This window comes from Paraburkholderia graminis C4D1M (assembly GCF_000172415.1).
GTDB classification, from domain to species: Bacteria; Pseudomonadota; Gammaproteobacteria; order Burkholderiales; family Burkholderiaceae; genus Paraburkholderia; species Paraburkholderia graminis.
On the sequence record NZ_ABLD01000006.1, the window covers coordinates 35608 to 58415 of the forward strand.

The 22808-nt window shown below is 61.9% G+C and carries 22 protein-coding genes; 9 read left to right on the forward strand and 13 right to left on the reverse strand.

The features are described 5' to 3' along the window. Positions 1–65: 65 nt before the first annotated feature. The 5 genes from cpaB to BGRAMDRAFT_RS12480 form a co-directional block, all read right to left on the reverse strand. Positions 66–902 (reverse strand): Flp pilus assembly protein CpaB, encoded by an 837-nt coding sequence (gene cpaB / locus BGRAMDRAFT_RS12460; protein WP_006049097.1) that lies wholly within the window; start codon positions 900–902, stop codon positions 66–68. Positions 903–937: 35 nt separating this feature from the next. Further along, on the reverse strand, positions 938–2338 hold the full coding sequence (locus BGRAMDRAFT_RS12465) for a hypothetical protein (protein WP_006049098.1): 1401 nt from the start codon (positions 2336–2338) through the stop codon (positions 938–940). A gap of 116 nt (positions 2339–2454) precedes the next feature. Continuing rightward, positions 2455–2916, reverse strand: coding sequence for an A24 family peptidase (locus BGRAMDRAFT_RS12470; RefSeq protein WP_006049099.1), 462 nt, complete (start codon positions 2914–2916; stop codon positions 2455–2457). 158 nt (positions 2917–3074) lie between these two features. Then, positions 3075–3257: a Flp family type IVb pilin gene (locus BGRAMDRAFT_RS12475; RefSeq protein WP_006049100.1), complete on the reverse strand. Its 183-nt coding sequence runs from the start codon at positions 3255–3257 to the stop codon at positions 3075–3077. 114 nt (positions 3258–3371) lie between these two features. Further along, on the reverse strand, positions 3372–3545 hold the full coding sequence (locus BGRAMDRAFT_RS12480; RefSeq protein ID WP_006049101.1) for a Flp family type IVb pilin: 174 nt from the start codon (positions 3543–3545) through the stop codon (positions 3372–3374). A gap of 165 nt (positions 3546–3710) precedes the next feature. Between BGRAMDRAFT_RS12480 and BGRAMDRAFT_RS34520 the strand changes: the two genes are divergently transcribed. From BGRAMDRAFT_RS34520 to BGRAMDRAFT_RS12495, 3 genes are all read left to right on the forward strand, one after another. Then, on the forward strand, positions 3711–4013 hold the full coding sequence (locus BGRAMDRAFT_RS34520; RefSeq protein ID WP_157140614.1) for a hypothetical protein: 303 nt from the start codon (positions 3711–3713) through the stop codon (positions 4011–4013). A 555-nt stretch (positions 4014–4568) separates the two neighbouring features. Then, a complete protein-coding gene (locus BGRAMDRAFT_RS12490) occupies positions 4569–6038 on the forward strand; it encodes an esterase-like activity of phytase family protein (protein ID WP_044021028.1) in 1470 nt (489 codons plus the stop codon). 127 nt (positions 6039–6165) lie between these two features. Then, positions 6166–7170 carry an ABC transporter substrate-binding protein gene (locus tag BGRAMDRAFT_RS12495; protein WP_044020955.1) on the forward strand — a complete coding sequence of 335 codons (1005 nt, stop codon included), beginning with the start codon at positions 6166–6168 and terminating at the stop codon, positions 7168–7170. An 18-nt stretch (positions 7171–7188) separates the two neighbouring features. On the opposite strand, the gene BGRAMDRAFT_RS12500 is transcribed toward BGRAMDRAFT_RS12495, so the two are convergent. Together BGRAMDRAFT_RS12500 and BGRAMDRAFT_RS12505 are read right to left on the reverse strand one after the other, a co-directional pair. Beyond that, positions 7189–8661 carry an NAD-dependent succinate-semialdehyde dehydrogenase gene (locus BGRAMDRAFT_RS12500; protein ID WP_006049105.1) on the reverse strand — a complete coding sequence of 491 codons (1473 nt, stop codon included), beginning with the start codon at positions 8659–8661 and terminating at the stop codon, positions 7189–7191. 263 nt (positions 8662–8924) lie between these two features. After that, a complete protein-coding gene (locus tag BGRAMDRAFT_RS12505) occupies positions 8925–9941 on the reverse strand; it encodes a LacI family DNA-binding transcriptional regulator (protein ID WP_006049106.1) in 1017 nt (338 codons plus the stop codon). A 251-nt stretch (positions 9942–10192) separates the two neighbouring features. Between BGRAMDRAFT_RS12505 and BGRAMDRAFT_RS12510 the strand changes: the two genes are divergently transcribed. The 6 genes from BGRAMDRAFT_RS12510 (at position 10193) to BGRAMDRAFT_RS12535 (ending at position 17817) form a co-directional block, all read left to right on the forward strand. Further along, positions 10193–11332, forward strand: a complete 1140-nt coding sequence (locus BGRAMDRAFT_RS12510) for an ABC transporter ATP-binding protein (protein ID WP_006049108.1) — start codon at positions 10193–10195, stop codon at positions 11330–11332. Between the two features lie 132 nt (positions 11333–11464). Continuing rightward, positions 11465–12718 carry an ABC transporter substrate-binding protein gene (locus BGRAMDRAFT_RS12515; protein WP_006049109.1) on the forward strand — a complete coding sequence of 418 codons (1254 nt, stop codon included), beginning with the start codon at positions 11465–11467 and terminating at the stop codon, positions 12716–12718. A gap of 63 nt (positions 12719–12781) precedes the next feature. Continuing rightward, complete coding sequence (locus BGRAMDRAFT_RS12520; RefSeq protein WP_006049110.1) at positions 12782–13687, forward strand: carbohydrate ABC transporter permease; 906 nt, start codon at positions 12782–12784, stop codon at positions 13685–13687. Positions 13688–13705: 18 nt separating this feature from the next. Continuing rightward, positions 13706–14557, forward strand: coding sequence for a carbohydrate ABC transporter permease (locus tag BGRAMDRAFT_RS12525; RefSeq protein WP_006049111.1), 852 nt, complete (start codon positions 13706–13708; stop codon positions 14555–14557). A 36-nt stretch (positions 14558–14593) separates the two neighbouring features. Further along, positions 14594–16558: a beta-galactosidase gene (locus tag BGRAMDRAFT_RS12530; RefSeq protein WP_006049112.1), complete on the forward strand. Its 1965-nt coding sequence runs from the start codon at positions 14594–14596 to the stop codon at positions 16556–16558. A gap of 95 nt (positions 16559–16653) precedes the next feature. Beyond that, positions 16654–17817: a glycoside hydrolase family 53 protein gene (locus BGRAMDRAFT_RS12535; protein ID WP_006049113.1), complete on the forward strand. Its 1164-nt coding sequence runs from the start codon at positions 16654–16656 to the stop codon at positions 17815–17817. 42 nt (positions 17818–17859) lie between these two features. Here BGRAMDRAFT_RS12535 and BGRAMDRAFT_RS12540 read toward each other — a convergent pair whose 3' ends face one another. The 6 genes from BGRAMDRAFT_RS12540 to BGRAMDRAFT_RS12565 all read right to left on the reverse strand — a co-directional run bounded on the left by BGRAMDRAFT_RS12540 (position 17860) and on the right by BGRAMDRAFT_RS12565 (position 22758). Then, positions 17860–18189 carry a hypothetical protein gene (locus BGRAMDRAFT_RS12540; RefSeq protein ID WP_006049114.1) on the reverse strand — a complete coding sequence of 110 codons (330 nt, stop codon included), beginning with the start codon at positions 18187–18189 and terminating at the stop codon, positions 17860–17862. An 84-nt stretch (positions 18190–18273) separates the two neighbouring features. Then, complete coding sequence (locus BGRAMDRAFT_RS12545; RefSeq protein WP_006049115.1) at positions 18274–18468, reverse strand: hypothetical protein; 195 nt, start codon at positions 18466–18468, stop codon at positions 18274–18276. Between the two features lie 156 nt (positions 18469–18624). After that, positions 18625–19983: an MFS transporter gene (locus BGRAMDRAFT_RS12550; protein WP_006049117.1), complete on the reverse strand. Its 1359-nt coding sequence runs from the start codon at positions 19981–19983 to the stop codon at positions 18625–18627. Positions 19984–20304: 321 nt separating this feature from the next. Next, positions 20305–20649, reverse strand: coding sequence for a cupin domain-containing protein (locus tag BGRAMDRAFT_RS12555; RefSeq protein WP_006049118.1), 345 nt, complete (start codon positions 20647–20649; stop codon positions 20305–20307). 40 nt (positions 20650–20689) lie between these two features. Beyond that, complete coding sequence (locus BGRAMDRAFT_RS12560) at positions 20690–21673, reverse strand: M14 family metallopeptidase (protein ID WP_006049119.1); 984 nt, start codon at positions 21671–21673, stop codon at positions 20690–20692. 2 nt (positions 21674–21675) lie between these two features. Continuing rightward, positions 21676–22758, reverse strand: coding sequence for a tartrate dehydrogenase (locus BGRAMDRAFT_RS12565; RefSeq protein ID WP_006049120.1), 1083 nt, complete (start codon positions 22756–22758; stop codon positions 21676–21678). Positions 22759–22808: the final 50 nt, after the last annotated feature.

Consider the following 22808-nt stretch of genomic DNA (forward strand, 5'->3'; position numbering starts at 1 on the left):
CGTAGCCCGCTGCGAGCGAACCGTCGTGCGTCAGACGCTGCGGCATCGCGTGATGGTGTGTGTAATTAAAAGCATTCCTGACTACCTTGCGTGCCCGACAGTACGCCGACGCAGTCGCGCTTCGGCGCCGGCCGCGCCGTGTATTTCACGCGTGTGGGCGCCGCCGCGACAACCGGTGCCGATGCCGGTGCAGCGGGCTTGCCGAGCAGCGTGAACTTGGTCGCGCCGCCGGTGGGCAATGCGCGGTCGTCGATCTGATTGCGCAGCACGAGCGACAGGCTGCCGACGCTGCGCGCGAGGTCGAGCTTCTCCGCCTGGTCCGGCGTGACTTCGAGCGTGACCGCGTTGACCACTTTCGGCTGCGTGTCGTCGCGGCTAACTTGCTGCGCAACCGCTAGCACCAGGATCTTTTCGAGGACGATCTTCGAAATGCTTTGCTGCGGATCGGCCGTCTTTGCTTCGGGTTCCTGAGTGTTGACGATCACGTCGACGTAGTTGCCCGGCAGCGCAAAACCCGCCACGCCGACAACATCGTTCACGCGTACCGTGATCGCGCGCTTGCCTTCGCCGATAACCGCCGACAGCCCACCCTTCGTGCCTTGCGGTGCGAGCTTCGACTCGATCACCGGTTCGCCCGGTTCGAGGCTCGCGCGCACGACGCGTCCATCCAGCGCCTTCGGGTCCTTGAACGCGCCGGGCGGCACGCTCGCGGTGGGCCAGTTCACCGTGCGGATCATCGTCGAATTGAGCGGCTGGCCGAGGCTCACCTCGGCGGTCGCGACGGCAACGGGCGTCAGAGCCGACGACGACGTCTGCAACAGCCATCGCGACGCGAAGCCGACAGCGGCGAGCCCCGCGAGCAAGGCCATCCCTAACATCACAATTGCGCGACTGGTTTTCATGGTGAGACTCCTTTCAGGTGCTAGGCGGCTGCGGATCAAGCGCCGGCAAATCGTTTGTCGGATTGCCCGCTGTGTGAGGAATACGTCTGGTCAAGCTCCGGCGCGCTGCCGAAGTAGCTGTGCCATGCATGCGTCAGCTGATACTCGGTGACGGCCGGCACGTCGCCGTGATACAGCGCGAACGAGCGCAGTACGCCGAGCAGGTCCGCCGGATAACACGCGAGAAACGGCGTGCGATTGCGCAGATGCAATTGATGCAGCAGATACTCGAATGCGCCGGGCGCGATCTCGATACCGAGCGCCGCGCATTGCGTTTCGAAGAGGCGTCGATAGTCTTCAGCGCTGAGCGCGCCGATATGGATCTTCGAGCCGAGCCTGCGCAGGAACGCGTTGTCGTTCAGTTCGGCGGGCGTGAGGTTGGTGGAGAAGACGGGCCACACGTCGAATGCGCTTACGAAGCGCGCGCCGGATTGCAGCGCGAACTGATCGACGCCGCGGTCGAGCGGCGTGATCCAGCGGTTGAGCAGTTCGCCTGGCGCGACGCGCTGACGGCCGAGGTCGTCGACGACATAGAGGCCCATGTTGGCCTTCATATGCGGCGGCGCCTGATAGAAGCCGCTGTTGGCGTTGTACTGAAGATCGAGCATCGCCAATGTCAGTTCGCCGCCGGACATCACCATAGGCCGTTCGCACACGCGCCAGCGTCGATCCGTCGCGGCGGGCAGCGCGCCGGGTTCCGCGTCCTTGTGAATCAGCGGGTCGTGCAACTGGATCACGTCGCCGGCGACATAAAGCGCGTAAGGCACGGGCACCGCGCCTCGCAGCAAGCTGCCGAGGCGTTCGGCGAGATAGGTTTTGCCGCTGCCTGCTGGGCCGTACAGCATGACGGGCCGCCCGGCATTCAACGCGGCCACTGCCGAATCGAGCAGCGACATATCGCCGATGAAGTCTGCGAAGGCCGCGCGCACGTCCGATTGCGCGACGTGGATGCGCTTCACCGAGTACGCGCCGATCACGCTCATATACGCTTCGAGCGAGACCGGTGCGGGGCCGCAATACGTCGAGCGACGCGCTTCGTGAGCGGCGAGTTCGCGGCCGCCTTCGGTGAGGCGCAGATGCATATCGACATCGGCCGCGCCGCGATGCGCGATCTCGACGAGGTGTTCGCGCACGAGAAAGCCGATGGTTTCGTCGAGTACCGCGGCCGTCAGACAGTGTCTCGCGATGAGATCGCCCAGCGACGATTTGCCGTTCTGCAGAATCGATTTGAGTAGCAGATGCGCGATGAAAAGCGCGGGCAGGCCGGTGTCCGCGACAGTGCGCGGCGCGCGTAGCGGAAGTGCCGGCGTTTGCGCCCGGTCGGCGCCCGTTGCGGCAGAATCATCGAGGCATGTCGTGCCCTCTGCCTTGGACTGCTGTGTGCTGTGCTGGTCCATCTGTCGCTCCCCGGGTGTAGCGCCACCGATTTCGGTGCGGCACGGTATGTGATTCTGATAGCCGGATCGCATGTGGCCGGCTTACTTTCGTCGTGCGTTTTGTTCTACGTTTCGTTCTATAGCTGTGCCGCCGTCGCGAGCAGCACGACTACGGTTCCTGTCGCAATCGCGACTCCGTACGGCACGGATCCGACCGACTCGATTGAAGCGGCGCCGCCGCCGCGCATCGCCGGATGGACCAGGCTCAACACGTTGCCCAGCGCCTTCCTGAACTGCCGGCGTCGCGCAGTCAGTGCCAGCAGCCACACGCCACCAATCAGACATGTCGCCAGTGCGGCCTCAAAAACCAGTAGGGGTCCGATCCATGCGCCTACCATCGCGAGCAGCTTTGACGTCTCCCGCAGCCATTCCGTGCAGCAGATAGAGCGGCAGGAACAGAAGCAGTCCGACGACAGCGCCCGCCAGCCACGCCCCCACGCCGCCCGCGAATCCTTCAGGCTACCGCCCGCAAACCCCCCGCTCAGAAAGACGGCACCGACCCAGTTCCTTGCAATCTGGCGGCCCAGGATGTTCAGCATGAGTCAACTCTTCCCAGTGATACAATGCTCGGAATAATTGTCGGTAGTGGAGCAGATGCGACAAATAAACACAACAAGGCCTTTTTGGTGTGGGCAGCGGTCAGGACAAGCGCGGATGCGGCGGGCGAACCAGCGTGGCGGTTCGCCCGCCGTTCCTCTCAGGTTCCTGAGGTCACGTGCCCAGCGATAGCAGTGAATTTGTCGCTGACCGCCGTCGCGAGGGTCGAGTACCCTGCGAGGATTGCCGTCGCGATCAGTGCGGCCATCAGGCCATACTCGATGGCAGTCACGCCGTCTTCATCGCGAATGAATGCACCAGTGCTGTTGATGAACGATTGCATCATTACTCTCCATTTGAACTTGCCACGGCGTGTTGAGCGCTGCAGCGTGTTGCAAAAAGCCGTGATGCGACAGACGGGCAGGCAGGCCCAAGTCGTCTGTCGCATCGCTCGGGGTTAAGCCAGCTTCCCCGCGATTGCGGTGAACTTGGCGCTGACTGCATTGGCGAGCGTGGTGTAGCCGGCGAGAATTGCCGTTGCAATCAGGGCGGCCATCAGGCCGTACTCGATGGCGGTCACGCCGTCTTCGTCGCGAATGAATGCTTTCGTGCTGTTGATGATGGATTTCATGGTTTATCTCCATTAGGATGGCTAATTTAATTGTCATCGGATGACGACGGTGGGTACTGCGTGCTGCTTGACTACAGGGTGCTACAGGAAATGGCGCGCGGACGCCCCGTGAGAGCGCGGCCGGGCAGGAGCCATAAGCGGCTCGCTGGGATTCGTGTGCAAAGGATGGTGCTGCGTGACACGCAGCGGGATGAGCTGGCGGCAAGCCAGAGCGGGGAACATCGCGTTGAAGAACGCTTCGGCATGCAGCGCCATCAGGCGCTGCGCAAAACGCACTGCGTACCGCAAGCGCGTCTGCAAGCGCGTTTGCAACCCCATTTGAATCCGAATGAAAGAGTGCATCTTCCACTACTCCTTATTTTCTTCTTTCGCAGCCGGATTGTTCTTCTCCGTGCCGTTGGCGGGCATGTATCGGAGAAGCCCCCGACGGCATCGACCTGGTCATGTGTCATGTCGCCGGCTGCGTGAAAAGGTAAAGGCAAGGAGTAGGCCAGCGTCGTCAGGTTCACGGAGCCATCGGACTTGTAGCCCGACAAGCGCCTTCTTTCGAATGACAGCCCGCGGAAATTTGACCGACTTGGCTCAGAACTGCATCATCGGCAGGTCATCGTTGCCGCTGCGGAATATGGCGCTCGTCGGCTATGGGCATGACTTCAAACCCAGACTTAGGGATTTAACCCAGGTGAGCCGAAAGTGAATGCTGCCGTTAATTTGCGGCGGTTTTTTCGGCTCGCTTCGGACCGATTCGTTGCAAGCCTGAAACGCAGGTAGCCGAAAGCGGCATTCATCGCGACCTGCTGGCGGTTTTGCATGTGGACTGCAGCACGCACATACAACACATGCGGTCACTGCTGCGTCACCGTTGCGTCACATACGTCGCGCAATATTGCCGACGGCCATCCCTCGGCCAACGGCTGCGCGCCGGCTATTCCTCTCATGTTGCGAACATCCATGCCGGCAAGTTTCTCGATGAGGCCCGGCGCCAGACACGTCTACAACAAGCATTCCATTAAGGATGACATCGTGTCTCGTTCAAGACTGTTTGCACTGACGGCAATCGCTTCGTCGCTTCTATTCGCGACGGCCGCACACGCCGCGGTCGACCTCATTGCGGTCGGTCAGCTGAGCGGCCTCACCGGCGACTTGTCGAAGGAAACGGCGGCGCCGCTGGAGAATGGCGTGGCGGGCAATCTGCTCGGCGGCCTCGGCTCGGGCATTGCGTACGCGGGCTGCCATACGTTCGTCGCGGTGCCCGATCGCGGGCCGAACGCGGTGTCGTATAACGCGGCCATCGACGACACGGCGTCGTACATCAACCGTTTCCAGACCTTGCGCCTGCGTCTGCAGCACAACGCGGCGGGCTCCGCCTTGCCGTATTCGCTCGCGCCGAAGCTGATCGCCACGACGCTCCTGTATACGTCCGACAAAGTGGTCTATGGCGCGGGCGCCGCCGCGGGCGTGCCCAATGGCGCGCCCGCGCTCAACAGCCGTAACCACACGTACTACTTCACCGGCCGTTCGGATAATTTCGATCCCACGCGTCTGTCCACCAACGACCGCGACGCGCGCTTCGATCCCGAAAGCGTGCGCGTGAGCAATGACGGCGAGAGCGTGTTCATTTCCGATGAGTACGGTCCGTATGTCTATCGTTTCGATCGGCGCAGTGGCCGGCGCATCGACACCTACAAGCTGCCCGACACGTTTGCGGTGTCCACGCTGAGCCCGATCGGCAGCAATGAAATTGCGCAGAACACGACGGGGCGCGTCGCGAACAAAGGCATGGAAGGTCTCGCCATTTCGCCCGACGGCAAGACGCTGTTCGGCGCGATGCAAAGCCCGTTGATTCAGGACGGCGGCACGGACGGCGCGTACACGCGCATCGTGAAGATCGACGTGCGCAGCGGTAAAACCACACAGTTCGCGTATCCGCTCACGAACATCGGCACGAGCGCGAAACCGAAGTATCCGACCATCAGCGACGTGGTCGCCGTGAACGATCATGAACTGCTGGTGGACGAACGCGACGGCAAAGGTCTCGGCGACAATTCGACCGCTGTTTTCAAGCGTGTTTTCCATATCGATCTGGCGAGCGCGCAGGACGTGAGCAACACGAGCGGGCAAGCCGGGCTCGCGCCGTATGCGGTGCAAAAAACGCTGTTCCTCGATGTCGTCGCGCAACTGACTGCGCACGGCTACAGCGCGAACGACATTCCCGCGAAGCTCGAAGGGCTCGCATTCGGGCCGGACGTCGTGGTCGGCGGCGTCAAGAAGCACACGCTTTTTATCGCTAACGACAACGACTTTATCGGCACGGTCACCGATTCGAATCATCCGGCGGGCATTGCCAATCCGAATCAGTTCTTCGTCTTCGCATGGGACGCGAGCGAACTGCCGGCCTACGTCGCGCAAAAACTGACGGGCGTTGCGGCGGGCAAAGGGCGCGGTCACGATGAGCATGTGTGCGAAGCCGAGCGCGACGACGACGATCATTAACGCAATGGGCGCGCGTGGCGCGTCCGTCGACGCTAAAGAGCGTCGCTAGATAACGTTATAAAAATCGCTTCATTCCCTTGGCTCTCGCGGCTCGGTACGCTGACGCATCTACCGAACGCGAGGGCCTATCGCAGTGTCTGTTCCCACATCGTTTTCAACGCGGCGGCGCGCACTCAAGCTGCTCGGCGCCGCGCCCGCATTCGCCGCGGCGAGCCTCTTTCAATCGCACTCTGCGCAGGCCGCGGACCTCGCGTCGACCACGCTCGTACTCGGCGACCAGGCCGGCGGTACGCGTGCGCTTGTGGAGGCCGCCAAGGTGCTCGACGGTGCGCCGTATGCGTATCGATGGGCTAATTTTCAGGGCGCGGCGCCGCTCTTCGAAGCGCAACGCGCGGGCGCCGTCGATCTCGCGCCCGCAGGTGATTTGCCCGTGCTCGCCGCAGCGGTCGGCGACCCCACGTTGAAAATCGTAGCGACGCGCGTGGGCTCCGGCGCACAACTCGGCATTCTGATCGCGCCGGATTCGACGATACGCAGCGTCGCCCAACTGAGAGGGCGCACGGTGTTCGTTTCGTCGGCGCGCGGCAGCATTTCGCAATTCCAGTTATACGGCGCGCTCGCCGAAGCGGGTCTGTCGAAAGACGACGTGACCGTGCGCTTCATCTTGCCGGTGGATGGCTTCGCGGCGTTCGCGTCAGGCTCGATCGAAGCGTGGGCGACGTTCGATCCGTACTACGGCATCGCCGTGCAACGCGGCGCGCGCATCTTGCGCGACGGCACGGGCATCAATAGCGGACTTGGCTTTATCACGGCATCGGGCGCGTCGCTTGCCGACACGCGCAAGCGCGCGGCAATCGCCGACGTTCTGTTGAGACTGCAACGCGCGGGCGAGTGGGCGCTTGCGAACCCGGACGCCTACGCGCAGATCTATGCAACGCTGACGCGCTCTCCGCTCGATGCGGCGAGAACTATCACGCGCCGCGCGTCGCTCAAGCAGCATTTCGTCAGCGACGCGGATATCGCCGCGCTTCAGAAAGTGGCCGACAGTGCGAACCGCGACGCGATCTTGCCGCGCCGCATCGACGTTCGCTCGATCTCCGAGACGCGCATTGCGCAGTCGGCCACCGGCTGACGCATTACGCCCGGCTTATCAATCGAGGCCGCCTTGGCACAGGTACTTGATCGACAGATAATCGTCGAGTCCGTACTTCGAGCCTTCGCGGCCATAGCCTGATTCTTTCACGCCGCCGAACGGCGCGGCTTCGCTCGACACCGCGCCCTCGTTGATGCCGATCACGCCTGCTTCGAGCCGCGCGGCCACGCGGTTGATGCGCCGCACGTCCTGCGTATAGAAGTAAGCGGCAAGACCGAACGGCGTGTCGTTTGCGAGACGGATCGCTTCGGCTTCGTCGTTGAAGCGGAACAGCGGCGCGACCGGTCCAAAGGTCTCTTCGCAGCACACCAGCATGTCGTCCTGCGCGTTGGTCAGCACGGTGGGCGCATAGTAATTCGGGCCCAGCTCGGTCAGGCGCTTGCCGCCCGTCAACACGTTTGCCCCTTGTTTTACGGCGTCTTCTACGTGACGCGCGATTTTGTCGATCGCGCGCTCGTTGATCATCGGGCCGATTTGCGCGCCCTCGTCCGTTGCGGGCGCAACCTTCAGCGCCCCGACGCGTTTGGCGAGCAGATCGGCGAAACGTTCATAAACGCCGGCCTGCACGTAGACGCGATTCGGGCATACACAGGTCTGTCCGCCGTTGCGAAACTTGGCGGCCATCAGTCCCGCGACGGCCGCGTCGAGGTCCGCATCGTCGAATACGATGAAGGGCGCGTTGCCGCCCAGTTCGAGCGACAGCTTCTTCAACGTGGCCGCCGACTCGCGCGCAAGATGCTTACCGACCGGCGTCGAGCCGGTGAACGTGATCTTGCGTACGCGGGCATCGGCGAGCCAGTCGGCCACGGCTTCAATGCCTTGTTCGCGCGAAGCCGACAGCATGTTCAGCACGCCGTCGGGCACGCCGGCTTCCTGCGCGAGCGCGGCGAGTGCGAGCGCGGTCAGCGGCGTGTCTTCGGCGGGCTTGGCAATCACCGTGCAACCGGCCGCGAGCGCGGGCGCGATCTTGCGCGCGATCATCGCGAGCGGGAAATTCCACGGCGTGATGGCGGCCACGATGCCGATCGGCTCCTTCACCGCGCTCATGCGCTTGCCGCGCTGCTGCTGCGGAATGATGTCGCCGTAAATGCGCGTGGCTTCGTCGGCGAACCACGCGACGTACGACGCGCCGTAAGCGACTTCGCCGCGGCTTTCCGCGAGCGGCTTGCCTTGTTCCGTCGACATCAGCTTCGCCAGATCTTCGGTGTTCGCGACGATCAGCGCATGCCAGCGGCGCAGAATCTCCGCGCGCTCGCGCGGCAGCGTGTCGCGCCACGCGGGCAGCGCGCGAGCGGCTGCGTCGGTGGCGGCGCGCGCATCCGCGGCACTGCTGTTCGCGACCTCGACGATCGTCTCGCCCGTCGCCGGATTCGTGACGGGAAAGCGCGCGCCGTTCGCGGCGGCGATCCATTTGCCGTCGATAAAATTCAGCGGACGGATCAGTTCATTGCGCGTCAATGCGAGAGACATTGCGTTGCTCCTTGGTGGCCTTTTGACGGAATCGGGCGTGCGTTTTTCGCCATTGCGCCGGGCGGCGCGGCGGCATGCATGCGGTCATGCACGGCGATGCGATAGATCGATGCTACGCGTGTCGCGCGATCAATGAATCGCCTCAAAAAGCGGCCCACGGTGTGCGTATGGTTTTTTTCGAGCCGCTACAGCATTTTCTGCTGAATGCGTTGCTTGCCGTTGGAGCGCGAGCGTTGCAAGGAGCGTTGCAATCAGCGCTGCAATCAGCGGCGGCGGCGCGGTCCTGTCGACGCGCGCACGACGAGTTGAGGCGGCGGGCCGAGCACCATCGACGGCTGCCGCTCGGGTGTCTGGATCAGGCGGATCAAACTGTTGATCGATAACTCCGCGATCTGCGCCGTTTGTATCGCGACGGTGGTCAACGCGGGGTGGACCTGATGCGCGAGTTGAATGTCGGTGATGCCGATAACCGACACGTCGTCGGGCACCGCGCGCCCGAGCGTGATCAAGGCCTGCGCCGCGCCGATCGCGAGCAGGTCGTTGGTCGCGAAGATCGCGGTGACGAACGGCCGCACGGCCATCAACTGCATGCACGCGGTGTAGCCGGCGTCGATCGAGTCGCGCACCTGCAGCACGGCGGCCGTGTCCGCTTCGACGCCGGCGGCGCGCATCGTCGCGCGAAAACCATTGGAGCGCGCGTCCTGCAAGCCGCCGCAACCGTCGCCGACCAGCAGCCCGACTTCGCGATGGCCCAGTTCCAGCAAATGCTGCGCGGCGAGTTCGCCGGCGCGCGCGAAATCCACGGCAATGCACGGCAGCGCGGGCGGCGTCTCGGGGTGCTCCCACATCGCCAGCAGGATCGGCGCGCTATGCGTGGCCGACGCGCACAAGTCGTTGATCGCAATGTCCGTGTTCATGACGAGCACGCCGTCCGCCAGCGTGCCCGCGATCTGGTTCAGATACGCGCGGCCTATCTCGGCGTCGTCGTCGGTATTGCAGACCATCAGGAAATGGCCGGCTTTACGCGCCGCGCGTTCGGCGGCCAGCACGAACTCAGGGTAGAACGGGTTCGAGATGTTCGACAGCATCAACGCGAGCGTCGACGAGCGGCCCTCGGCCAACGCGCGCGCGTTCAGATTCGGCCGGTAGCCGAGATCCGCGATGGCCTTCAGCACGCGCTCCGCTGTTTCCGGACGCACTTTCTCGCGGTTGCGCAGCACGTTGGAGACCGTCGCGGCAGTGACATGTGCGCGCTTCGCGACTTCGGACAGGGTGACCATTTTTCTCGTTTATCCCAAATTCAGGGAGCGCGCTTCAAATGTTGCAAGCAGCGAGCGACGTTGATAACTTGCTGGAAAACACAACTTCGATAACCCGCAGCGCCGCCTTCCACACGAACCGCGGTGAACAAGGAGACAGTCAAATGGCTTTCCCGCTCGACCTCGAATTTAAGCGATTAAATGCCGCGTGCGCAAGACCCGGCGAACTATTTTTTCGCGCGATTTAAGCGGTTAAATGAAGAGGAGACAAGATGGCTACGATTCGTTTAACCGACGTGGAGAAGGCATACGGCGACCACGCGCCGGTGATCCGGCGCGTCAACCTGGAAGTCGCGCAGCACGAGTTCTGCGTGTTTCTCGGCCCGTCGGGCTGCGGGAAGTCGACGTTGCTGCGCATGATCGCGGGTCTCGAGGATCTCAGCGCGGGCGAACTGCGCATCGGCGGCCGTCTGATGAACGACGTGCCCGCAGCCGGCCGAGGAGTGGCGATGGTGTTCCAGAGCTACGCGCTGTTCCCGCACATGACGGTGTTCGACAACATGGCGTTCGGTCTCAAGCTCGCGAAGCAGCCGAAGAGCGTGATCGACAGCAAGGTCCGCGAAGCTGCGCGCATTCTGCAACTCGACAGCTTGCTTGACCGCCATCCGAAAGCGCTGTCCGGCGGCCAGCGTCAGCGCGTTGCGATTGGCCGCGCGATCGTGCGCGAGCCGGGTGTGTTTCTCTTCGACGAACCGCTATCGAATCTCGACGCCGCATTGCGTGGGCAAACCCGTGTGGAGATTGCACGCCTGCATCAGCGGTTTGCGGACGCGAGCGTGGTGTATGTCACGCACGATCAGGTCGAAGCGATGACCCTCGCGGACAGAATCGTGCTGCTGCACGCGGGCGCGGATGCCGAGCGCTTCGGCAGCATCGCGCAAAGCGGCGCGCCGCTCGAGTTGTATCACCACCCGAATTCGCGGTTCGTCGCGGGCTTTATCGGCTCGCCGCGCATGAACTTTATCGACGGTGTCGTCGACTCGATAGAGCCAGGCAAAGTGTCGGTCACGCTCGCTCGACAAGACGAGCAGTTGACCGCTTACGTGGATGGCCGTCGCCTGCAGCGCGGCCAGCCGGTCACGCTTGGCGTGCGCCCCGAGCATTTGCGTCTCGATGGTGACGATCAGTTCATTGAGTGCGCAACCGTTCTATCGGAACGACTCGGCGAACACAGCTACATTCACGCGGACCATGCAGGCGGCTCGCTTGTCGCGAAGGCACCGGGCGATACGCCGATCGGTTCCGGCGAGCGCATTCGCGTTCACGTGCCGCCTCAGGCGTGCCATCTGTTCGACGCGCAAGGTGTCGCGCTGCGCCGTAGCACGTTCGACCCTGAGCGCATTGCCGCGTGAACGGGCCGCGATTCATGCATTACCGCAAGCCATAGCAGTAGTCGATTTTTAAAGCAGGATGCCGCCACAGAGCGGTTCACCACGTTGGCAGTGAATCGCTGCCAGCCAACAAGGTAGTCAAGGAGACAAAAGATGATTGCTCTTCGCCTTCGCCGTCTAGCGCGCGTGTCGCTTGCAGCCGCGCTCGTTGCCGGCACGCTCGGCTACGTGACAGCCGACGCCGCTACGCTCACCGTCAACGTGTCAGCGCGCGGCAATCAGCGCTCGACATGGCAGGACGCGTTCGACAAGTTCAAGAAAGCCAATCCCGATGTCGATCTGAAAGTGACTTACATCACCGAGGAAGCGTACAAGGTACAGATGGGCGGCTGGCTGGCGACCGATCCGCCCGATGTCGTGTCCTGGCACGACGGCGAGCGCATGGCCTATTACGCGCAGCGCGGCCTGCTGGAAGATCTCACGCCGGACTGGAACAAGAACGGCTGGTCGCAGCAATATGCGTCGGTGAAGGAAGCATCGACCTATAAGGGCAAGCAGTACGCGGCGCCGCTCGGCTATGACGCGTATGGCTTCTTCTATCGCAAGGATCTGTTCGAGAAGGCGGGCGTTAAAAGCGAGCCGAAGACATGGGATGAATTTCTCGATGCCTGCAAAAAGCTGAAGGCGAGCGGCGTCGCACCTATTGCAGTCGCTGCTCGCGATAGCTGGACACTCGCCGCATGGTTCGACTATCTGGATTTGCGCATCAACGGCAACGAGTTTCATCAGAAGCTGATGGCGGGCGAGATTCCGTACACGGACGCGCGCGTGAAAAAGGTCTACACCGCGTGGAAAACCTTGATCGACGATCACTACTACATCGACAACGCGCTCTCCTATGATCTCGATTCCATTGCACCGTTTCTCGTGAGCGGCAAAGCCTCGATGATGTTGATGGGCACATTCTTCTCGGCGAGCATTCCCGCATCCGTGAAGCCGCAAACGGGCTTTTTCCGCTTCCCCGTGATCGACGCCAATGTGCCAATGGCCGAAGACGGTCCCGTCAATGTACTGTTGATTCCGGCAAAAGCGAAGAACAAGACCGACGCACGCAAACTGCTCGCCTTCATGGAGCAGCCGCAGATCAATGCGGATCTCGCGCGCGGCTGGGGCCAGTTGCCTTCGAATAGTCAGGCAGCGGAGCCGGAAGACCCAATTTCCAAAGTTGGCTTTCAGACGCTCGCGAATACGAAAGGCGGCATTGCACAGTTCTACGATCGCGACATGCAAAAAGAAATGGCCGACGAGGGCATGAAAGCGATGCAGCAGTTCTACAGCGATCCGTCGCAACTCGACGCGATACTCACGCGCCTCGAAACGACGCGCAAGCGTATCTACAAGAAGTAAGTCCACCGCACCGGCGCCATGCGGCGCCGGCGTACGCCTTCGACTTTCGACGAGGCTCGATCCATGTCTCATTCCGCAGCGCGCCGCCTACCCGCGGCCCAGCATCGTCACGTCTCCACGACGCGCCGTCATCAGCATCGCGCCGCATTGCTGTTCCTGTTGCCGGGCTGTGCGTTGTTCTGTCTATGCGTGATTTATCCGATTATCAGCAGCATATCGCTCAGCTTTTATCACTGGGACGGCATGACGCCGAAGACCTTCGCCGGCTTCGACAACTACGTCGAGTTATTCCACGCGGATACCTTCTATACGGCGCTAAAGAACAACTTGATATGGCTCGCGCTATTTCTGCTGGCCCCGCCGCTCGGCCTGCTGTTCGCGCTTTATCTGAATCAGCACATTCGCGGCATGCGTGTCGTGAAGTCGCTTTTCTTCGCGCCGTTCGTGCTGTCGGGCGTGGTAGTCGGTCTCGTGTTTAGCTGGTTCTACGACCCAGGCTTCGGCCTGCTGCGACTGATTGTCGGTCACGGCATTCCTGTGCTCGGCGATCCGAAGACCGTGACGTTCGGCATTATCTTCGCCGCGTTGTGGCCGCAAACGCCGTTTTGCATGGTGCTGTATCTCACCGGTCTCACCGGCATTAACCCGGAAGTAGTGGAGGCCGCGCGCATGGAAGGCGCAAAAGGATTGCGTCTTTTGTGGCACGTGATTTTGCCGCAATTGCGGCCTGCCACTTTCATGGCGGTGGTGTTGACGGTAATCGGCGCGCTGCGCAGCTTCGACCTGATTGCGGTGATGAGCGGCGGCGGTCCTTTCGACAGTTCAACCGTGCTCGCCTATTACATGTACGACCAGGCGATCAAGTACTACCGCGAAGGCTATTCCGCGGCGATCGCCGTCGTGCTGTTCGCCATCATGCTCGTCTACATCGGGTTCCATTTGCGCCGCATGCTGCGCGAAGAACGTTGATTACCGGAGTCACGCGTCATGTATCCACTTCCCGTACAACGCTGGAAACCCCTGAATCGCAGGCTATATAAAGCGTCTTTGCCGATTGCATTGCTGATCTGGCTATTGCCGATGCTTGCTGTACTCGTCACGTCGATTCGTTCTTCCGACGAACTCTCGCAAGGCGAGTACTGGACATGGCCCAAGCATTTTGCGCTGATCGAAAACTACGGCACCGCGCTTACGCAAACGCCGATGCTGCATTACTTCGCGAACAGCGTGCTCATTACGGTGCCTTCAGTACTCGGTGCGATCGTGCTGGCGTCGATGGCGGGCTTTGCATTGGCCACCTATCGTTTCCCGGGCAATACCGTGATCCTGTTTGGCTTCGTCGCCGGCAATTTCGTACCGATCCAGATCCTGATGATTCCGGTGCGCGACATGGCGCTGAAGTTCGGCCTCTTCAATAGCGTATGGGCGCTCGTGATCTTTCACGTTTCATTTCAGACTGGCTTTTGCACGCTCTTTCTGCGCAATTTCATCAAGCAGTTGCCGTTTGAAATGATCGAGGCCGCACGAGTGGAAGGCGCGAGCGAATGGGCGATCTACTGGCGCATCGTGTTGCCCCTGATTCGTCCCGCGCTCGCCGCACTCGGCATTCTCGTGTTCACGTTCGTCTGGAACGACTACTTCTGGGCGCTATGTCTCACGCAAGGCGATGAAGCCGCGCCGATCACTGTCGGCGTCGCCGCGCTCAAGGGGCAATGGACGACCGCATGGAATCTGGTCGCGGCCGGCTCGGTGCTTGCCGCGCTGCCCTCCGTATTGATGTTCTTCGCGATGCAAAAGCATTTCGTCGCCGGCCTGACTTTTGGTGCAAGCAAGGGCTAACCGGCTATTCGACGTCACTCATAAAGAGACTTTCACATGCAACTTGGTGTTTGCTACTACCCCGAACAATGGCCGCGCACGATGTGGGCCGACGACGCGAAGCGTATGGTCGAACTCGGCATCACGCACGTACGTATCGCTGAATTCGCGTGGAGCCGGATGGAACCGCGCGCGGGCGAATTCGTATGGGAATGGCTCGACGAAGCGGTCGCCACGCTCGCGAATGCCGGACTGAAACTCGTGCTCGGCACGCCCACCGCGTCGCCGCCGAAGTGGTTGATCGACGCGCATCCGGACGTGTTGCCTGTGCGCGCCGACGGCACGCGCTGGAATTTCGGCTCCCGCCGTCATTACGATGTTTGCAGTGAGATTTATCGGCGAGAGTGCTTGCGTATTGTCAGTGCAATGGCGGAGCGTTACGGACGGCATGCGTCGATCATTGCGTGGCAAACCGATAACGAACTCGGTTGTCATGAAACCGTGCCGAGCTATTCGCCGGCTGCTTTAGCACGCTTTCACGCATGGCTGCGTCGACGCTATGAAACGGTCGATGCGCTCAACCGTGAATGGGGCAACGTGTTCTGGAGCATGGAGTACGCGTCGTTCGAAGCAATCGAATTGCCGAATCTCACGCCGACGGACGCGAACCCGATTCATCTGCTCGACTTTCGCCGTTTCATGTCCGACGAAGTGGCGAGTTTTCATCGCGAGCAAGTCGATGTATTGCGCCGTTATGCGCCTACGGCCGATGTACTGCATAACTTCATGGGCTTCTTCACCACGTTCGATCACTATCGTTTTGCCGAAAACAATTCACTCGATGTCGCCGCGTGGGACAGCTATCCGATTGCGCGCACCGAATCGATCGCGTTGCCTGAAGAGCAGAAAGCGCGTTATGCGCGCACCGCGCATCCCGATGTATCCGCATTCGATCACGACCGTTACCGTGCAATCGGACGCGGGCGTTTCTGGGTGATGGAGCAGCAGGCGGGTCCTGTGAACTGGGCGCCGTGGAATCCGGTGCCCGCGAAAGGCATGGTCAGACTCTGGGCCTACGAGGCGTTCGCGCACGGCGCTGAACTCGTGTCGTATTTCCGTTGGCGTCAGTGCCCGTATGCACAGGAGCAGATGCATTCGGGCCTCAATCTGCCGAATAACGAGTTGTCGCCCGGTGGTTTGGAAGTGCAACAGGCGGCGCGTGAGATTGCTTCTATCCCGGAGTTCGCACGACTGGACGCTCCGACACAGGCGGCTACTGCGGTCGTATTCGACTACGAAACGCAGTGGATGTTCGAGATCCAGCGTCACGGCAAGGGCTTCGATTATCAGGCGCTCGTGTTCGACTACTACGAGTCGCTGCGCGAACTTGGGCTCGACGTGGACATTGTTTCCAGTAAGGCCGATCTGTCGTCATACCGGCTCGTGGTCGTGCCGAGTCTCGCTGTGATCGACGATGCGTTGGTCGCGCAAGTCGAGCGTGGTTCGGCGCAATGGGTATTCGGGCCGCGCAGCGGCTCAAAGACCGAGGCGTTTGCGATTCCACAGCAACTGCCGCCCGGCGCGCTGCAACGTGTACTGCCAATGCAAGTACTCGAGGTGGAGTCACTGCGTGCATCGCTTGCACCCGCTGTTTCTATTGATGGTGTCGACGGTATCGCAATGCATTGGCGCGAGCATGTGCGCGCTAATAGCGAAACGCGCGTCGATGCGCAATTCGCGGACACGTGGCCCGCCATTCTCACTCATGGGCGCGTTCGTTACGTGGCGGCTTGGCTTTCGCACGCATTGCATCGCGCGGTATTGCAGCGGGCGGCGCAAGAAGCCGGCATTGCGACGCAATTGCTGCCGGAAGGCTTGCGCATTCGGCGTCGTGCGGATTTGACGTTCGCGTTCAACTTCGGCGCGCAGCAGGTGCAGGTTCCCGCGCCGGCCAATGCAACGTTCGTGCTTGGACAGCCGCAACTGCGCACCGGCGATGTCTGCGCATGGAAAGACGCATGAAGTACCGAGCAGCAAGTCAGTAGTGGCATTGAGCAGCTTCAATCTGAACCAGGCGAGCCAGGACGAGTCGCCATTCGATAGATGGAGGATGACAGATGAACAGAAGAGAAATGCTGGGATGGCTCGCGTCCGCGGCGGCAGCGGCCGGCGCGGGCTCGATGATCGGCACGCCGGCAATGGCCGCTGACGACGTCAAAACGGCTTCACGTAGCGGCCGGTTTGCAAAGGGCGCGGACGTTTCCACGCTGCTCGAACTCGAAGCGAACGGCGCGAAGTTCTACGATCATGGCGTGCCGCACGACTGTCTGCTGCTTCTGAGGAGTCACGGCGTCGACTCCATTCGCATCAAGGTCTGGAATGATCCTGGCAATCCGAACTATTTTCCCGCCGATCAAAGCCCGCGCGCCGGTTACAACAACGCGGAGCATGTGCGCGTGCTGGCGCGCCGTGCCGCGGCGCTCGGCATGCGCATCCTGATCGACTTTCACTATAGCGACTGGTGGGCCGATCCGGGCAAGCAGTACCCGCCGCATGCGTGGGCCGGCAAGAACATTACGGAGACTTGTGCGTTGCTGTCCGAGTACACGTCGAATGTACTCAATATGCTCAAGCGCGACGGCGTTCGTCCCGAGTGGGTGCAAGTGGGCAATGAGATCACCGGCGGCATGCTGTGGCCGCTCGGCAAATACGATCAGTGGGACAACCTCGCGCAATTGCTGAAGGCCGGTCATGATGCGGTCAAATCGGTCGATGAGCGCATCAAGGTCATGCTGCACATCGACAGCGGCGGCAACAACGCGACGAGCCGTTGGTGGTTCGACAGCGCGATCCAGCGAGGCGTGAGCTTCGACATGATCGGCTTGTCGTATTACCCGCAATGGCAGGGCGCGCTGAGCGATCTGCAAACCAATGCGAACGATCTCGCGACGCGCTACGGCAAGGACGTGATGGTGGTGGAAACCGCGTATCCGTGGACGACGAGCGACGGTGACTCCGAGCCGAATGCGATGACTAACACGGGTTCAACGACTTTCCCGCAAACGCCCGCAGGCCAGGCACAGTTTCTTGCGGCTGTTGCGGACATCGTGAAGGCAATACCCGACGGGCACGGCAAAGGCGTGTTCTGGTGGGAGCCGGAATGGATTCCGACGCCGAATGTCGGCTGGAAAGTCGGCGCGGGCGATCAGTGGGACAACAACACGTTGTTCGATTTTCACGGCAACGTGCTGAGTTCGCTGGATGCGTTTCGCAAACTTTAAACGGGCGTAAAGCCGTCAACGCATTGCATCGCAAAGCAGGCGTTAGCGCGCTGACGTCTGCTGCGTGCGCGCCTTCACGCAGTCGGATGTGAACGCCATGCTGGCCTGATCCGGCGTCATGCGCGGCGCGTTCGGTGCATAGATCTTCTCGATGATCGCGGCGAAGGTCTGGCGGTCTGCATCGTCGCGATAGTACTTTGCGGCTTGATCGAGCGCCTGCGCTTTGGTCTTTTTGTGCGCGCGCCATGACGCCACTTGACCGGCAATATCGCCGATTGCAAAGCATTGATTGCTGACCGTTTGTGCCGCGGCCTGAGTCGCCGCTTGTGCGAGACACGTTGCAAGCAATGCCGATACGACTACGCGTTTCATGAGACGAATCCTGTTGGGCGCAAAGCCCGCAGTTTACGCGCGAGCAAGCGATAGCTGCCCGCGTCGATTCGTCGCTGGCTGCTGCTATTTCTTGTCGGGCTCGGCTTCGGTGTTCGTTCCGCTTTTGCCGTTGCTTCTGTTCGTGACGGCGCCGGTTTCATCGAGTTCGTCGTCGAGGTCGTCGTCGTTTTCGCCGGCGGGCGGGTCGGATTCGGTGGATGTCATCATCGACAGAATGTGACGAGCGGGCAGCGTATAGGCAATCGGATTCAGGTTCATGACGTGCGCTCCAAAGGAGAGTCCATATGATTTCAGCAAACCGCGAGCCCGCTCACGCACGTTGATCCGCCAAATAAAAAAGCCGCCTCGAAAGGCGGCTTTGAACAAACTCGAAGCAAGCAACCGGCACGCGCGCTCGCGCGCTGGCCTCCTCAATCAATGCCCGAACGATTCCGCCTTCGACACCGGCGCGTTCGCCACATACGGCCGCGCCATCTGCTTGATCAGCAACGCGATGCACGCGATGATGCCGGCGACCGCGATCGTCGCAAAGATGCCGGCGAACGTGAAGTGACGGCGTGTCAGTTCGGCCACGAGGAACGAGCCCGCAATGCCGCCGAAACGTCCAATGCCGAGCATCCACGCGACGCCCGTGCCGCGGCCTTGCGTCGGGTAGAACGCGGCGGCGAGCGCGGGCATCGACGATTGCGCGGTGTTCATCAGCACGCCCGCGACGAACACGATGAACACGAGCGCGCCGACATTGCCCGCGGCCTGGCCGATGAAGTACACGCTCACGGCGGTCAGCGCATAGCAGGCCGCGATGATCCGGTTCGCGTTGAAGCGGTCCATCAGCACGCCGCACACCACGGCGCCCACGCCGCCGAGCGGGAACAACGCGGAGATGAGTGTCGCGCGTTGCGGCGTGAGGCCGGCGTCCTTCAGCAGAATCGGCATCCAGTTGATCGACGCGTAGAAAATCACGAGGCCCATGAAGTAGGTGATCCACAGCATTACCGAGCCGACGATGTACGCGCGCGACAGCACGACAGCCGCGCCCTTGCCGCCGGTTGCCGGCGCGGTCTCGGTCATCGTGAACGCTTCTGCGTCGGCGGCCGTGCTCGAGACGCGCCCGAGCGCCGCGCGAATGCGCGCGACCGGCTGATTGTTGGCGACCATGTAGCGCACCGATTCCGGCATCCTGATCAGCAACAGCACGAAGAGCACGAGCGGTGCGATGCCGCCGAGCAACAGCACGCTGCGCCAGCCGAAGTGCGGAATCATCCACGCGGCGAGGAAGCCGCCGAATGCCGCGCCGAGCGGAAAGCCGCAAAACATCAGATTGATGATCGTCGCGCGGCGGCTGTCCGGGCAGTATTCGCCCATCATCGTGACCGCGTTCGGCATGGCCGCGCCGAGGCCGACGCCGGTAACGAAGCGCAGCACCGTCAGATATTCGATGCTCGTCGAGAACGCTGAGCCGAGGCACGCGGCGCCGAACAGCAGCACCGAGCCGAGCAGCATCGAACGACGCCCGAGCCGGTCGGACAGCGGCCCGGAGGCCAGTGCGCCGCACGCGAGGCCGAACAGCGCCGCGCTCAGCACGGGCGCGAGCGCCGGTTTGGTGATGCCCCATTCCGCGAGCAGCGACGGCGCGATGAAGCCGATGGCGGCCGTGTCGAAACCATCCAGCAGGACGATCACGAAACACATGGCAAAGACCAGCCACTGGAACGGCGAAAACGGATGCTCGTTGAGGAAGGTCTGAACGTTCACAGCGTCGCTGCGATTCATGATGGGTCTCCTGACTGCAAAAAGGCTCGTCGGAGCGAGCCTTGTCTTACCTTACGATGCGCGTCGCACGGTCCGCTTCATTCATGCATGGTATGCGGACGGTGTGCCTGTCGCCATGAGTTTTGATTTGTTCGTATATAGAACTGTGATTCTCTCAGCGAACAAGCGACACTGTAAGGAATTTCCCGACGAAGGGTCAACGCGGGATTACCCGACACTGTGGCCGGTCGGCGTCGAAAGGACAATGGGGAAGGGCGAGGCAGCCGCGGCGCGCGCTCGCGCGCGCCGGGTAAGACTGAAGAGCAGATACAGCGGTTTAAATCAGAGAATGACGTACACCTTGCGCATGGTCTCCTCGACTTCCCAGAGACCCTCAGTATTCGCTTCGAAAAATAGCGTGTCGCCGCCCGCGAAATGGACCGTCTCTTCATTGTCCGGCGTAAAGCGTCCGCGTCCGGCGAGAATGTGCATCACCTCCGCCTGCTTCACCGAGCGGCGATACGTGCCGGCCGAGCATTCGAAGATGCCGGTGTCGATCGCCTCGGCGCTACTGAGCACGCGCTGCACACCCGACACGCGGATCGGCGTGGTGCCCGGCAAGCCGGCCGTGCCCCAATCTTCGAGATTCGGCAGATTCACGCTCTGTTTGATTTGTTGAACCTTCATGGCTTTCAGCGCCTTTATCCGATGGATGCACGCAGCCTGCTCACAGGCCGCGGGTTGATGAGTTCGCAACGGTCTGCTCGACCTTGCCGAGTCGTACGACGGTGACGCCGGGGCGCAATTGCCGCAACGAAGGCATCACGAGCATGCAGTTGTCGTAAGGCGTGGTGACGGCTTCGCCGTTGGACCAGCCGATCACGGCGCCGGCTTCGGGAAAGATTTCGAGCCCGGTATAAGGACCGGCAAAACGAAAATCCATGCTCGTCGCGACGACCGGTTGCGTCACGCGCACGATGTGCTGCACAGGCGGCAACGGCGCGAGCCAGTCCGGCGGCAGATCGCTTTGGTCGATCACGTCGGCGAGCAGCAAAAACCGCGCGGTGGTGTCGCGCGCCACTGCGACGGCGCTCGCCTCCCAGTGTTGCCCGCATTCGATCAGCAACGCGTTCTTTGCGCTCGCCGGGTCGCCGAAGCCTTCGTAGTCGCGCATGCGGCGGCCTTCGGGATGGCCTTCGTCGCAGATCACGGTAGCAGGCGTGCCGAGCTGCACGGCGAGGTCGATGCCTTTTTGCAGCGGCCCGGCCACGATCAGCGGCTTGCTTTTTTCGTGCATCGAATGAAGATCGAGCAGCGCGTCAACGCTGTCGATCACCGGCCGCATCGCCCGTGCGCGCGCGAGTTCGCTCGAGTTGCGCGCGGCATCGTCGAGCACCGCCGCGGTCCACACGCGGTTGAAGTCCTGATCGACGAAACGGGCCGCGTCCGGCTTCGCGGGATCGAAGCTCCGGTAGGCATCGGCATTGGCGAACGCGAGCGTGAGCCGTCCGCGGCGCGGGCGCAGCTTCAGGCGCAAGAGTTCATCCACGACGATCGCGCCGCACACTTCATTGCCGTGCGTGAGCGCATTGATCATGACATGCGGACCGTCCACGCCGGAGTCGAACGTGTGAACGTAGGCAATGCCCGACGTAGATTGTTCGTGCACCGAAATATCGGGAAACGCGACTTCGATCGGATAGGTTTCCATGTTCAGCCGAGCCTCGCCGCAATCGCCTCGCCGACTTGCGTGGTGTTCGCCTTGCCGCCCAGGTCGCCGGTATGCGGACCTTCAACGAGCGTTGCTTCGATGGCGGCCAGAATCGCGTCGTGCGCGTCGCGCTCGTTGCCTTCGTGATTGCCGAGGAAGTCGAGCATCATCGCGGCGGACCAGATCATCGCAATGGGATTCGCAATGTTCTTGCCGGCGATGTCCGGCGCCGAGCCGTGCACCGGCTCGAACAGCGACGGAAACTTGCGGTCCGGATTCAGATTGCCCGACGGCGCGAGGCCGATCGTGCCGGTACATGCAGGGCCGAGGTCGGAAAGAATGTCGCCGAACAGATTGGTCGCGACCACCACGTCGAAGCGATCGGGATTCAGCACGAAGCGCGCGCACAGAATGTCGATGTGCTGCTTGTCCCACGTCACATCGGGATATTGCGCGGCAATGCCGGCCGCGCATTTGTCCCACCACGGCATGCTGATCGCGATGCCGTTGCTCTTGGTCGCGACGGTGATCTTCTTGCGTTCGCGGCGCTGCGCGAGATCGAACGCGAACTTCAGCACGCGCTCGCTGCCGTGCCGCGTGAATACCGATTCCTGCAACACGAACTCGCGCTCGGTGCCTTCGAACATCACGCCGCCCACCGACGAATACTCGCCTTCGGTGTTCTCGCGCACGATCCAGAAGTCGATGTCGCCCGCCTTGCGGCCCGCGAGCGGCGAAGGCACGCCGGCAAAGAGGCGCGCCGGACGCAGGTTGATGTACTGATCGAATTCGCGGCGGAATTTGAGCAGCGATCCCCACAGCGAAACGTGGTCGGGCACGGTGTCGGGCCAGCCCACTGCGCCGAACAGAATGGCGTCGGCCGATTGCAGTTGCGCTTTCCAGTCGTCGGGCATCATCTGGCCGTGCTTCGCGTAGTAGTCGCAGCTCGCCCACTCGATGTGCTGATACTCGAGCTCGAGACCAAAGCGCGTCTTCACCGCGTCGAGCACGCGCAGCGCCTCGGGCATGACTTCGACGCCGATGCCGTCGCCGGGAATGACTGCGATCCGATATTTCTTCGACATGCTGTGCTCCTCCATTAGGGCTTGTACCGATCCGATAACAGTTATTTTAT

Coding starts and splice junctions, on each gene's coding strand:
- cpaB (WP_006049097.1), bottom strand. CDS start 902: ATGAAAACCAGTCGCGCAATTGTGATGTTAGGGATGGCCTTGCTCGCG.
- BGRAMDRAFT_RS12465 (WP_006049098.1), bottom strand. CDS start 2,338: ATGGACCAGCACAGCACACAGCAGTCCAAGGCAGAGGGCACGACATGC.
- BGRAMDRAFT_RS12470 (WP_006049099.1), bottom strand. CDS start 2,916: ATGCTGAACATCCTGGGCCGCCAGATTGCAAGGAACTGGGTCGGTGCC.
- BGRAMDRAFT_RS12475 (WP_006049100.1), bottom strand. CDS start 3,257: ATGCAATCGTTCATCAACAGCACTGGTGCATTCATTCGCGATGAAGAC.
- BGRAMDRAFT_RS12480 (WP_006049101.1), bottom strand. CDS start 3,545: ATGAAATCCATCATCAACAGCACGAAAGCATTCATTCGCGACGAAGAC.
- BGRAMDRAFT_RS34520 (WP_157140614.1), top strand. CDS start 3,711: ATGGTGCTGCGTGACACGCAGCGGGATGAGCTGGCGGCAAGCCAGAGC.
- BGRAMDRAFT_RS12500 (WP_006049105.1), bottom strand. CDS start 8,661: ATGTCTCTCGCATTGACGCGCAATGAACTGATCCGTCCGCTGAATTTT.
- BGRAMDRAFT_RS12505 (WP_006049106.1), bottom strand. CDS start 9,941: ATGGTCACCCTGTCCGAAGTCGCGAAGCGCGCACATGTCACTGCCGCG.
- BGRAMDRAFT_RS12510 (WP_006049108.1), top strand. CDS start 10,193: ATGGCTACGATTCGTTTAACCGACGTGGAGAAGGCATACGGCGACCAC.
- BGRAMDRAFT_RS12515 (WP_006049109.1), top strand. CDS start 11,465: ATGATTGCTCTTCGCCTTCGCCGTCTAGCGCGCGTGTCGCTTGCAGCC.
- BGRAMDRAFT_RS12520 (WP_006049110.1), top strand. CDS start 12,782: ATGTCTCATTCCGCAGCGCGCCGCCTACCCGCGGCCCAGCATCGTCAC.
- BGRAMDRAFT_RS12525 (WP_006049111.1), top strand. CDS start 13,706: ATGTATCCACTTCCCGTACAACGCTGGAAACCCCTGAATCGCAGGCTA.
- BGRAMDRAFT_RS12530 (WP_006049112.1), top strand. CDS start 14,594: ATGCAACTTGGTGTTTGCTACTACCCCGAACAATGGCCGCGCACGATG.
- BGRAMDRAFT_RS12535 (WP_006049113.1), top strand. CDS start 16,654: ATGAACAGAAGAGAAATGCTGGGATGGCTCGCGTCCGCGGCGGCAGCG.
- BGRAMDRAFT_RS12540 (WP_006049114.1), bottom strand. CDS start 18,189: ATGAAACGCGTAGTCGTATCGGCATTGCTTGCAACGTGTCTCGCACAA.
- BGRAMDRAFT_RS12545 (WP_006049115.1), bottom strand. CDS start 18,468: ATGAACCTGAATCCGATTGCCTATACGCTGCCCGCTCGTCACATTCTG.
- BGRAMDRAFT_RS12550 (WP_006049117.1), bottom strand. CDS start 19,983: ATGAATCGCAGCGACGCTGTGAACGTTCAGACCTTCCTCAACGAGCAT.
- BGRAMDRAFT_RS12555 (WP_006049118.1), bottom strand. CDS start 20,649: ATGAAGGTTCAACAAATCAAACAGAGCGTGAATCTGCCGAATCTCGAA.
- BGRAMDRAFT_RS12560 (WP_006049119.1), bottom strand. CDS start 21,673: ATGGAAACCTATCCGATCGAAGTCGCGTTTCCCGATATTTCGGTGCAC.
- BGRAMDRAFT_RS12565 (WP_006049120.1), bottom strand. CDS start 22,758: ATGTCGAAGAAATATCGGATCGCAGTCATTCCCGGCGACGGCATCGGC.